We start from the raw sequence: 13,798 nt of genomic DNA on the forward strand, positions 1-13,798 counted from the left end.
ATATAATCTTTCTCTAATTTTGAAAATTCTTTTATTATAATAATTAATATCCCCAATAATAAAATAACAAAAAAAATCAGATCCAATCTATTAACAAAAAATTCGTGTATTTCATTATTAAATCTAAAAATATTGCTATCTATTGCAAGCATACAACTCATTAGAATAAATAAAAATACCATAATTTTTATTACTATTTTTTTTAGTATATCTTTAAAATATTGATCTTTATCCAATTTTATACCCAACTCCCCATACAGTTGTTATTATATTGTTTTGCACTCCTAACTTTTCCCTAATATGTCTAATATGAACTGAAACCGTATTGTTTTTTATATAATATTCATCCGGATATATTTTATAGAATAAATCTTCGGATTCTAGTACTTCAGATTTTTTCTCTAGTAATGATTTTAAAATAATAAATTCAATAGGAGTTAAATCAATTTCCTGTCCATCAACTAAAACTTCTCTTGATTTGATATTTAAATCCACATTTTGATAAGTTAAAATATTTCCTGTACCTTCTTTAGTTTTTAAATTATAATTATTGTATCTTCTTAATTGAGCCTTTACTCTAGCAACTAACTCTCCAGGTAAAAATGGTTTAGTTACATAATCATCCGCTCCAAAGGTTAAGCCCTTAATTTTACTTGACTCATCATCTTTTGATGTAAGCATAATAATTGGATAATTAAAAGACTCTCTAATCTTTTTGCATAAATAATATCCATCTTTATCAGGTAACATAATATCTAAAATCGCTAAATCAAATTCTTCTTCCTTAATATATCTAATTGCTTCCTCTGAACATGTTGCCTTTTTTATAATATAATTTTCATTTTCTAGATATATCTCTATTAAATCTAAAATACTTTCATCATCTTCTACTACTAATACTGAGTAATTCATAACTAAATTTCCTCCATTTTAAATCTATCACTTTTGTCAAAACAACTTTAAAAAAATAAAGAAATTTTTTAAGTAAAAGAATCAAGAAGAACAATACAACATCCTTTTAATGAATTAAATCTATCTTTCTAAATTTCTTAAATCTATAATTTTTGATTTAATATACATTTCTTTCGTTGTTTATAAATGTCTACTTATAAATAAGTATACCATTATTCTTTATCTCATTTCAATATCTATATCTACTATATTGATAATAGATTGTCTTTGCTGTCATCACATATACTATATCTTTTAAAAAGTTTTCGTCTGTTCTAGCCTTCTAATCGTCTTTTATTTTTCAGACTTCAAATCCAAAACATTTTAGCTTGGTTGGTTTAATAACTTTGAATTTTGTTGCATTTATTTTAATCCTAACTTCTTTTCTATACATTTGGTTACTAAAACCATTACTCTGTTTGCTACTGTTAGTATACTGTAATCTACATATCTAACCAACCTTAATATCATATTCATGTTCATCAAGTCAGGTCGTTCCTCTCTTCCACATATCTCCATGTGAAATTTCAGGATTGCTATGGAATTCGTCGACAAATACGCTGTTTAGGGACTTTCACCCCAGTATTGGAACTTGCCCCATCATACAATACAGTAAGCAGACTAAAACCTGCCCCCTATAATCTTTTACCTTTCTATGCTATTATCCTTTTTCTTCTTTTCATCCACTTTCATATCCCCTTTAGTCTTAAATTCCTTTAATTTCCCTAGTGTTGATGCTTTTGCTTTAGTATGCTCTTTAGCTTTTAATAACTTTGCAGAGTATACTTTTAGACTTGTGTATTCCTTATTATCCTTTCCCATACTTTTCTTTTCTTTGCCAAATAGGTGTACAAAATCTCCTTTTTTCAAATTTTTTACTTGATTGATTTTGTCATTATAGGCGTAGCAGCTGATGAATTTTGCATTTCCTTTCTTGTCATTTTCAGCAATAGAAAAGGAGGCTACTTTAAAGTCCCTCCCATCTTTTGATTTTAAATCTTTAATTTCTATGTCAGTTGCTATATTTCCATCTATATTTAATGTATCCTTTTCTTTATTATCTATATCTTTCATCTCTTTATCTTCTTGTTCCTGATTAGCTTCTAAATTTTCTTTTAACTCTTCTTCGTCTATATATTCAATAAACTTTTCATCAATAATGCCCATAACTGAATCGTTCATATAATTATCATAGGCATTATTAAGAACATTTTCATTTTCTACTCCTGTTTCAAGAGATATAATACCTTTTACAAATTCTTTATGATTATATTCTGCTAAAAAATCTATTGTATTTTTCATTATTTCAAAATTTGTATTTTCCATATTTGCTATTGTTTTTATATCACTTGCGTATCTAACAGAATCCCATTCATACTTTCCACTTTCTTTATTAAACTCTACTCCTGTGGCTAAAATAAATTGATTTCCGTCAAATAAGGTAACTTGATTATCTTTCACATCCAATACCATAGTGTCTCCAAATTCAGTTTCAATTACATTTCCCTTTTTTATATTCATTTTTATTCCTCCATTTCTATTTTTATCTTTCTTATCTGTTAAATCTTTTATTTCTTCTTCCTTTCCATCACTAATAATAAATTGTTTTATTTCTTCAACTGTTGGATCATCGATTGTAGTCTGAATAAATTCAACTAATTTATCTTCTGAAGTGGCAAAATTTTTAATTCCATATTCAACTATATTGTTAATTATTCTCTGAGTAGCACCATCAAAAGAAAAATTTTCTCGAATAAATTCATTAAAGCTATATCTATCAAATTCCATATTCTTTTTCCTCTAATAATCTCATTTAAAGTTTTATCTGCCACATGGTTCACTATTATTTATTTCGTTTATATTATTATTTACTACTAAATTTCCCTTATATTCCTTTAATTTATCCATAATAGATGTTTTTTCTTTCCTTTCAAAATCTCCTATTTCCTGCACTTTACTATCTCTAAAGTCAGCATCATTTCTATCTATTATTCCATCTAAATCCATATCTTTAGATAATGGATCATAGAAGTTGCCATCATCATCTATTTCAAGTCCCATTACTTCTCTCAGTTTTTCTTCATTTACTGATACAAGCTCACTAAAATCCCAAAAGCCAATAGATGTCTTTATCTGTACTAGCTCTTTTAAATCACTTGCATCTAAGGGATCATAGGTGTATTGAAAGCTGTCAATTAGGTTCTTATCTACATAGGTGTTCATCTTGTAATTTATTAAATCTAAACTTATTTGTATTTCATGTTTTTCATCTGGTGTTGTTGTATAAGCTATTCCTATATCTGTTAAGTCAGGAAATATAGTATCAAAGTCCTCTAACCTGTTTTCTTCATCATATTCTCTGTTAAGGAAGTCTATCAATTCTTCCTTTACTTCTTCTAGTAATGGATTATCTTGGCTTATATCTTCACTTTTTCCCATATCTAGTAAATTATTTACTTCTGCAAGTCTTAATGTCTTATCCTTTAAAAGTTCAGCTTGTGGAAATGTCTTTTGTATTTCAATTTTGGCTGTTTGAAATTGCTCTTCTGTATCTTTTAGTTTTGAGATTGTATTTTCTAATCTTTCTGGTAATTTATCTAATACATTATCCATTCTTGTTATATTACCTATTTCATCTGTACCAAACTCTCCTCTATATTCTCCCTCGCCTTTTAATATAAAGTTATATTTATTGAAAAAAGAATCATATTTTATGGATAAATCAAAATTTCTATATTCACCTATTTTTTCTCCATCTTTATCCATTTCCCTATATATTTTAACTCCCTTAATTTTGTTCAACAAAAACTCTCCAGCTATTTTCTTATCTATATACTTCTTTCCGTCAATAATTAGAGAGGTAAATTTATTATCTTCTTTTAAATTTTTATCTACTTCTCTATAAGGCTCAACATTTTTAATATCTTCCTTTAAGTTCTCTATCCTTTCTTTTAATCTTTCTATTTCCTTTGGATAAAATTTAACTACTTTATCTTCCAGCTTGTAAAGATTTGATTTAAAATTGGACTCTAGCATTTTAAGTTTAGAAACTTCAACATCAAGGTCCATCTTCTCCTTTATTAATGGATTTCCTGTTGCAAGAGCTTTGATTTCGGCATAGTTTAATGTGGCTTCGTCTACATCTTCTGCAACTCTTACAGGAGTCTTTGACGTCATAATTTGGGAAATATATTTTTGTTTATTCTCTAAGGTTTGGAATAGGTAGGCATCAAAAGTATTTTCTGTTACATATCTAAATATATGGACTTCCTTATTCTCATTTCCCTGCCTCACAATCCTGCCTGCCCTTTGAGAAAGATCAGCAGGTCTCCATGGTATATCAAGATCGTGAATTGCAATTAGTTTGTCTTGGGCATTAGTACCTGCTCCCATTTTCTGTGTTGAACCAAGTAAGACTCTTATTTCTCCCTTTCTTACCTTATCAAAGATAGCGTCTTTTTCCATATTGTTTTTTGCCTTATGAATAAATTCTATTTCATTTTCAGGTACTCCCATATCTATAAGTTTTGTTTTAATATCATCATAGATATTAAAATCACTACTTGGTGTAGACATATCACAAAATATTAATTGAGCAGATTTATTATCTTTATATTTATCCCAAATGCTAAATACATTTTTTATACAGGTATTTACCTTACTATTAGGATCATCAGGAAGTAAAGGATTGATTAATCTTTGATCTAACGCCATCTTCTTCCCATCATTTGTTATTAATAGCATATTATCAACACTTGAATCTACCTGCTTATCACGAACCTTATCTGCTCTCTCGGAAAAAGTTTCAAGAATTTCTTTTTGTTCTTCGGTAGGCTTTGTTTTTATAGTTTCATAATGGGCAATTGGTGTAGGAAGATTTAAAACATCAGCTGTTTTAATATCCATAAATCCTTTTACAGTATTCATAAGTTCAGGAAGATTATAAAATTTTGCAAATCTGGTTTTGCTCCTATAACCATTACCCTCAGGATTTAATTCTATTGCCGTTATTGTTTCTCCAAAAGTAGACGCCCAAGAATCGAAATGTTGCAATTTCATCTTTTTTAATTCATCATACTGTAAATATCTCTGCATAGTATAAAGTTCAGCCATACTGTTGCTTACTGGTGTACCTGTGGCAAATACTAATCCTTTATTATTAGTTATTTCATCCATATAGCGGCATTTCATAAGCATATCTGATGATTTTTGTGAATCTGTAGAAGTAATTCCTGCTACATTCCTCATTTTAGAAAATAGATAGAGGTTTTTGTAGGCATGGGCTTCATCTACAAATAACTTATCTACTCCCAGTTCCTCAAAGGTTACAACATCATCTTTTTTATAATCAGCATTTAGTTTTTCTAACTTTGTTTCTAATTTTTTCTTTGTTTTTTCTAATTGCTTTACAGTAAATCTTTGATCCCTTTCTCTTTTATATTCATCTATATAGTCAATGATTTCATCAATTTGACCTTGTAATTCATATTCTTGTCTTTCTTTTGATATAGGAATTTTTTCAAATTGACTATGTCCTATAATCACAGCATCAAAATTTCCTGTAGCAATACGACTACAAAATCTTTTTCGTCTATCTGGTGTGAAGTCTTTTTCTGTGGCACATAATACATTAGCTCCTGGATAAAGTTCATTAAATTCTCTTCCAAATTGCTCTACGATGTGGTTAGGAACAACAAACATTGACTTATTACTCATACCAAGTCTTTTTGACTCCATGGCTATACCTATCATTTCAAAAGTTTTTCCTGCTCCTACTTCATGGGCAAGTAAAGTATTTCCACCAAACAAACCTCTTGCTATGGCATCTTTTTGATGTGCTCTTAATTCTATTTCAGGATTCATTCCTTCAAAAGTAAGATTAGATCCATCATATTCCCTTTGTCTTATGGAATTGAATCTTTCGTTATAATCTTCCACTAATCTATTTCTTCTTTCCAAATCATCAAATATCCAGCTTTTAAATTCTTCTTTTATCATCTCTTGCTTACTTCTTGCAAGCATTGTTTCTTTTTGATTAAGCACAGATTTTTTCTTTCCATCACTGTCTTCTACTTGGTCAAATACCTTAGTATCTCTTAAATTTAAAGTATCTTCTATCAATTTATAGGCATTTACCCTATTTGTACCATAGGTAAAAGAAGCAAGATCATTGTCCCTATCAGAGCTTTTTCCTTCAACTCTATATTCTCCTGTAAAGTCAGAATACTTAATATCTATATTCCACCTTGATGAAACTGGTGTTTTCAACAAATCAAACATAAATTTTTTGTAATCTTGTTCCGGTATCCATGTTGCACCCATTCTAACTGTAATCTCACTTGCATCTAGTGCTTTAGGCATTACTTCCACTAGCTTTGCTTTTTGAAAATGTAACTCTTCTAATTCTTTTTTTAAGAGTTTACTATCCTCTAGATTTTCTTCCTTTCCTAACTCTTTTTCGATGTTTTTAATATAAGAGTCTACAACTTCAATTTTATCTCTTATATTTCCTGACAAGTATTCATCAGCACTTACGTAAGGTCTTGAAAAATCTCCTAGCTCTTTAGCAGACTTAAATGGATTTATATCATTAGGTTCAAAGGAATCTAAATTTAAAAATATTTCTCCCTTTAATTCTTCTATTAATTTATCTCTTGTTTTTCCTGTCAATTCTTCCATATAATCAAAATTTATTTTACCTTTTTGACTAATAGAGAGTACCAGAGCATCTATTGCCCTATCTGTATGATCTATTATTACAGCTTTTTTTATAGTTCTCTTGTTAAAGATATCAGATTTTCCTATAAAGTTGCCTTCTTTATCTAATTTCTCCAAAGTTGAAATTAAAGAAAAATTGGCATCTTCTCTAAATAACTTTTTATTGGTTTTTGAATTTAGTCTTCCATGTTTGCTATTGAAATCATCGTAGAATTTATTTAGATTTTCTTGTTCTTTTTTTATCTCTTCATCTGAATAGTCTTCTTTTTGATAGGTTATAACTTTCCTTAGACTTTCATTTAATCTTAAATATTCTTTTACCTTATCTTTATCCTTTTCATTTAAGGATATTTTTTGCATAATTGAATTTTCTCTAAAATATATTTCATCATCCACTAAAGCAAAAGAATAGTTTTTAACACTATCATCAGCTGGTATTGTTTCTTCTCCTAAATCATCATTTATTTGAGCTTTTTCATACCTACCTTGAATATTTTTAATAGCTTTTTTTAGTCCTTCTTCTAAAGAAATATCTTTATTTTCAATACATGCAAGGCTTGTCCCAAATCTTGACGGTATTTCTTCCATAGTCCCTATTACCATCTTAGGATTATCTACAAAGTATTTATTATATATTAGTCCTTTTTGGTCTTTATCTAGCTTTATCCAGTCTTCATCTATCTTTAATAGCCTATCTCTCTTTTTTAAAAAGATTATATCTGAAGTTACTTCTGTTCCAGCTACCCCTTTAAATGTAGTATTTGGTAGTCTTATTGCTCCTAAAAACTCTGCTCTTTCCGATATATATCTTCTAACATCTTCACTTTTTTTATCCATTGTTCCTGAAGATGTTATAAAGGCAATGATGCCGCCATCTCTAACCTTATCTAAAGTTTTAGCAAAAAAATAATCGTGAATTAGAAAGTTATTTCTTTCGTACTCACGATCTGCTACTTTAAATTCTCCAAAAGGAATATTTCCTATGGCCACATCAAATAGGTTATTAGAAAAATTGGTTTCTTCAAAGCCTTTTATTTGGATATTGGCATTAGGGTAAAGTTCTTTGGCAATTTGTCCACTAATGCTATCTAATTCAACTCCATAAAAGTTTGACTCTTTCATTTCTTCAGGTAGATTTCCTATAAATCTCCCTGTCCCAGCACTTGGTTCTAATATATTTCCTTTTTCAAATCCAAGATTAGAAAGACTTTCATAGATAGCGTCTATAACTACTTTCGGCGTATAAAAAGCTGTTAGGGTTGATCCTCTTGCCCTATTATATTCTTCCCCAGTTAGATTTTCTTTTAAAAAATTTCTTGCATCAAGCCATTGACCTTCCTTTTCTTCATCAAATACATCAGAAAGTCCTCCCCAGCCGATATATTTTGCCAAAATTTCCTGTTCATCTTTTCTTGCACTTCTATTTTCTTTTTCTAAAGCCTTTAAGACATTTATAGCTTCAATGTTGTTTTTTAACCTCTGTGAAGGTGGTAGGTTTTCTTCTTCATTAATAATTTTATAGTTTGCTAAAGAAACTTCAGAAACCCCTTCTATATTTTCTCTATCAGTCCTTATTAAATTATTATTTTCTTTCCATTCCTTATATTCTTCTAACTTCTTATAAATAGTTTCTTTTCTATGAGTGGTTAATTTCAATGAATTACCATCTCCGTCAATTTTGTCGATTCCTTTGAGGTAAGAAAAAGGTAGAGTAAATTCCCTATAATTTTTTGGATTAGACGAACTATATACTAAAAATTCTTCCTTTTCATTATCAACTCTTACTATAAACTGATCAGCAACAAGAGAAGATTTATTATTTATTACATCAAGGCTTTTATGTAAAAGCCCTGAATTGTCTTTTTTAACTTTTTCTTCGTTTTTATTATCAATATCTTCAAAGCTAATTTGTTCTACTAATTCCTCTTTATCGATAGATTGTTTTTTACTTAATATATCTTTTTCACTAGATTTATATTCTTCTAAATCTTCCTTTCTTACAAAAATATTAGAAACAGGTCTTTCTCTACTATATATTACTTCAGTAATACCACTCTTATCTATTGTACTTAAAGCTAATCTACCCATTCCAGCTTCATTAAATTCATTTTCTTTAATTAAATATTCCTTATTTCTAAATTGAACTGGTAATCCTAAAAGACTATAATCTTCTATTTCTAACGGAATTAATTCCTCTTTTTTTATAACTTCCAAATCAAGATCTTTGTAGTCATTAAAAAGAATTATTTCGTTTCCGGTAATAAAACCATTCATTAGTCCTGTGCTATCTTCTAATTCTATAGTTTTAGGACTTGTAGCATCGTTAATGGCGGTTATAGTGTATTCTTTTCCTTTGTATCTAACACTCATACCTTCTTTAAATGGATTTTCTTCTTGCCTTGTTCTATCATTTTCTATTTGCTGATTTAAATATCCATTTAAAAGCACTTCTCTATGTTTGTCATCAAGTAAATAAGGTAAGTTACTTAATATGTCCTTATAACTTTTATATTTTATAGCTTGATTAGAATTTAAAATATACCCATTGTATCGTAAATTTTGTTTAAGAGATTTCCCCTTAACATCTAAGATTAGCTCTACCTTATACCCTTCTTTTCCATCTATAATATTTTCTGGTTTTTTTAATAATCCATCTTCTATTTTCTTTGACAGTAGTAAGTATTCTTCATTTTGAGGATCAAAATAGTATTCTCTTTTTTCTTTGATATCCTTATCTATTAACTTGGAAAGAACTTGTTTCTTATCTCTTATTTCTTCAATTTTGGATTTTTCTTCTTGCGATAAATTTATATTAAAAGTAATTTCATTTTCTTCATTTATATGTGCTAAATTTTGATATGCTCCATTGATTTCAAGATTTTTATTAAAAACATATATATCATTATAATAATCTGGAAATTGCTTATTAAAGCTTTGAACATCTATATCATAGCCTTCCTCAAATTTTGTAACTTTATCATCAGTAATTTCAAATAAACCTTCCCTTTCCAATTCTAATACATCATTTAAATTTGTAAGGTTTGCTTCTTTAATTTTGGCAGTAATTTCATCGAACAAACTGTCTATTTTTTTGCTATCTTCAAAAGATTTCCCTTTATATAAAGTATAGATCTTTCCTTGTGAGTTTTCCTTTCTTGGATAAACTCTAATTCCTGTCTCTTCTAGTTCTATATCCTTTGTTTTCTCTTTATCTACTAAAGCGTAATAAATTCCTACTTTTACTGCTATTTTATCTTCTACAATCTCTTTTGTTAATTTTTCTTCTACTTCATTTCTTAATACTTCTAAAGCTTTTAAATCGCTTTCTTTAAAGGAATGTGAGAATAGTTTTAAGTCCTTATCAAAATAGGCATCATATGAATAATATGTTATTGGATTATGGTTATTATCATATCCACTGGAAATATTTTTTATTTTTAAATATTTATTATCCTCTGTTTTAACTATATCTCCCACTTTTATAGAGAGTATCTCCTTATCATCTTCTATATTATTTTCAAGTGAATTATTTAAATATTCTCTATATCTATGTTCAATTCTAATGCCTAATTCTTTAACCTTATCTATTGACTTCATATCATCTGGAAGATTTCCCTGCTTATCGGCAACTTCTCTCATGATTTTTGCATATTCTCTTTGGAATACAGAGTTAAAACTTGCTAAGGTATTATTTCCTAAGTTTTCTCTTGCCTTTATAATTTCATTTTCTAAAACTTTATCCTTAACTAATACATCAAAAATTCTATCTTCAATTTGATTTATTGAAATTATTTTTTCATCTATCTTATTTTCTTCTATAGTTTGATTAAGTTCTGTCTGATTTTTTCCTATTTGTTCATAAAGAAATTCAAAGTCCCTTTGGTTGATCTCATTTCCATCACCTATGTCTATCTTATAGTGATCAACTATTTTTCCATCTACTATATGGTTAAAATAGAATTTGGAATACCCCTCCCACTCATCAGTCATCTGACTATACTCATCTTCTCCTAAGGTCTTATTATGAAGTCTTATCTTTTCATCTATTTCCCTTATTTCATCTAATAGTTCTTTAGTCAGCCTTTGTCCTTCATAATCTTTTTCTATTAGACTTGAACCCTCATTAAACTCAATTATCCAATAATCATCTTTTATATGGCTATCTAAATCAAAACCTATATTCTCTTTATTTTTATTAGGATAAAATTCCTTAAATTCTTCAAACCCATTTACTATATCATCATCTATAACTTCTTTGTTAGAATTAACTACAATATTTGGAATATCATCATATCGACTTTGACTTTCTAAAAGGTAATATTCTCTTCCTTCTATTTCTTCCTTTTCTTTAATATAAAAAGTGTCATGTATTCCCTCAAGAATAATTCCATCGTCTAACTGGTCTAATGGTATATCTAATTGTTTTTCAAAGGCTATGGAATATATATCTTCTTTTAAAAAGTTTGGTATAAATTCATCATAAATGATAAGTTTTCCATCATCACCTATACTTGCTACAGACTGTCCTTGATAATAATATATAGAACTATTATTTGTTCTTTCTATATATACATCATTATCAGTTGGAGGTAAATCATCTTGATAATTTATATACTCCTGGATTTCTTTTTCTGTTTTATTTATTTCCTGATCTGTTTTTTTCTCCCTATTTTCTTCAAAACTTTCTTCATCTATATATCTATTCTTTTTAATAAGGTCATTAATTTTTCTTGCAACATTGGACCATGATAGTTGTATTTCTTTTGCATTACCTTTATTATATTTTATTCCCTTCGCATCGTGCCACTCACCACTTTCTCTTGCAGCAGATAGTGCATGAGAACTTCCACCTACGCCATATTCATTTTTCAAGAAATCTGCTTGTTCTTTTAAATCATGCTTTTCAGTAAAAAATTCATATATTCTTTTCTTTCCATCAGAAAACCCGCTTCCTCTTTTTAGGCTTTCATCTATTTCATCTTGTGTTATAAAACTCTTAATAGGTGCAATATCCTTTAAATTTGACCTATAAAATTTTCTTTCTATTTCTAAATCATTGATATCATTATAGATTCTAGATAATTTATAATGATGAAATCTTAAAATATCAGGATTAATCTTATATTCTTCTAAAAATACCTCGTATTCTTTTCTAAGTTTATTTATAAAATTTTTATCTTCAAGTTTTTTTCCGAGATTTTCTTTTTCATCTTGGAAGCCTATTCCTTTTATATCATTAAGACTCGATAGATATCTATCCTTAGTTTCATCAGTAAGATCTCTCTTTAAATACAATAATGTTTCTGCTATTTTTTCTCTTTCATATGTCGCACTTTCTACAATCTCAACATTGCTAGCAAATTCTCCTCTATCTAATAAATTATTAATATTATTAGCTAAATCTTTCCAAGAAACTATTTGCCCTTCTCTATACCTTGCCTCATCTCCATCTTTAAAAATTGCTCCTTCCTTTCCAAACCATGCAGATATCTTTCTTCCTTCAATTTCAAGACCATTAGCTCCCTTATATATTTCTTTCAAAAAGTTTACCTGTTCTTCTAAAGATTTACCCTTAGAAAATTCTGCTATTACTTCTAATCTTCCATCTTCATGATTTCCTCCATGTATTAAAAATGTATCTATTTCTCTTTGACTTATTGGATTTGAGAAGGATATTTGCTCTCCCTGATTTTTAGCAGAAAAAAAGGAAGTAGACTCTACTTCCTCATTTTTTAGATTAAGATTATCTCCCTTTCCCCTATTTCTTGCAGGGTCATATCCATGTTCTTCTTCAATCTCAGATATTTCAGATAGTCCTCTTCTTTCAGTTCTTCTGTCAGCCCCCAAGTTTCCATCATTTTGACTTCTTCCCTCGTGATAAAGTCTTCTATCTCTTTTTCCTTTGATTGAAGATGATCCATCAATATCCCTTGCAAATACATTATCTGATAATCCTCTTCTTTGTTCTCCTTGAGAAAGTTCAATCTCATCCTTCCCCATCTGTTGAGTTTCTTTAAATCTATTTCCTTGGGAATTGCCATATTGGGTATTAGGACTTCCATGCCTTCCTCCAATTCTTCCATCTTGTATGTCCCTCCCTGTCTCTCGAAGGAATTCTCCTTGACGATTGGTGTGTAAATCCCCTCCTCCATGAGGTATTCCTTGCCTGCCAATGTTAATTTCTCTTTCATCTTCCAAGCCTCCTTTAAAATTTATTTCACCGTTTATATCAGAACTTAATTTATTATAACGCTCCTTAAGCTCTTTTGTCTGCTCCAAATCTTTTCTTTCTTGAATTTTCTCTAAAATTTCTAATCTTTTTATTTCACTTCCCAAATCAAGTAAGATATTTTTACTTATATTAGCACTTATACTTAATACTTTGTCTATGTCCGAACTTGATATTTTAGATAGTAAAGATAAGTTTTCTTCTTTTAGCTGATATGAGACCTCCATTCTCTCGCTTATGGAAATTTTTACGGATTCTTTTAACAAATTAAAAAGGTCTACCTTTTGAATGCTTTTTAAACTTTCGTCAGATAGACTTTCTAAAATTTTATTGAATTTTCCTCTAACATTACTTTCTACTAAGGCATCAATTTTATCTTCTTGGCTTAATAGAAGCTTACTATCTTTTTCTTTAAACTTATCTATCAGTTCATCTAGTAAGTTTAAGTGCTTTTTGCTATCATATTTCCATAGCTTTACCTCAGAAATATTATGATTAATACTTACTGTTTGCCTTATGTCGAAGATATATTTTATCCTTCCACTATCTATATCTAAAAGTGGTATTCCTTTTTCGCCTCTTTTAACGCTTCTACCTATGCTTTTCCAATAATCAAATTCTGCACAGGCTGTTGCTTTTGGATCCATATTGTATATAGATATTTGATGTATATATGGATACTTATAGTTATTGCCTGATACCTTTAGATATTCCTCATATTTTTTTATATCTTTCTTAAATTCTTCTTTTGCAAGATAGATTGATCTGCTTAAATCTACTATATCATATCTTGGCATTTTATCCCTCCTCATTATAGTGATAAAAATGAACTAAATTTTTATATATTTATTTATTAAACTTTATTTCTTTCTATTTTTTAAATTTCTGTAAGCAAAAGAT

Annotated in this window: 4 protein-coding genes and 1 pseudogene; all 5 read right to left on the reverse strand. The window is 28.7% G+C overall.

Annotated elements, in window-relative coordinates; all coding sequences use genetic code 11:
- Positions 1-236 (reverse strand): annotated as a pseudogene (locus NH288_RS10510) (two-component sensor histidine kinase); the annotation flags it as partial.
- Complete coding sequence (locus tag NH288_RS10515) at positions 229-912, reverse strand: response regulator transcription factor (protein ID WP_265215211.1); 684 nt, start codon at positions 910-912, stop codon at positions 229-231. The gene NH288_RS10515 and the pseudogene NH288_RS10510, both read right to left, overlap by 8 nt.
- A gap of 684 nt (positions 913-1,596) precedes the next feature.
- A complete protein-coding gene (locus NH288_RS10520) occupies positions 1,597-2,739 on the reverse strand; it encodes a single-stranded DNA-binding protein (RefSeq protein WP_265215212.1) in 1,143 nt (380 codons plus the stop codon).
- Between the two features lie 33 nt (positions 2,740-2,772).
- Positions 2,773-12,516, reverse strand: coding sequence for a helicase-related protein (locus NH288_RS10525; RefSeq protein ID WP_414731762.1), 9,744 nt, complete (start codon positions 12,514-12,516; stop codon positions 2,773-2,775).
- A complete protein-coding gene (locus NH288_RS11440; RefSeq protein WP_414731763.1) occupies positions 12,402-12,860 on the reverse strand; it encodes a TnpV protein in 459 nt (152 codons plus the stop codon). The genes NH288_RS10525 and NH288_RS11440 overlap by 115 nt, the downstream gene beginning before the upstream one ends.
- Between the last annotated feature and the right edge of the window lie 938 nt (positions 12,861-13,798).

The sequence above is a fragment of the Anaerococcus sp. NML200537 genome, from assembly GCF_026131715.1.
GTDB classification, from domain to species: Bacteria; Bacillota; Clostridia; order Tissierellales; family Peptoniphilaceae; genus Anaerococcus; species Anaerococcus kampingae.

Coding starts and splice junctions, on each gene's coding strand:
- NH288_RS10520 (WP_265215212.1), bottom strand. CDS start 2,739: ATGGAATTTGATAGATATAGCTTTAATGAATTTATTCGAGAAAATTTT.
- NH288_RS11440 (WP_414731763.1), bottom strand. CDS start 12,860: ATGAAAGAGAAATTAACATTGGCAGGCAAGGAATACCTCATGGAGGAG.
- NH288_RS10515 (WP_265215211.1), bottom strand. CDS start 912: ATGAATTACTCAGTATTAGTAGTAGAAGATGATGAAAGTATTTTAGAT.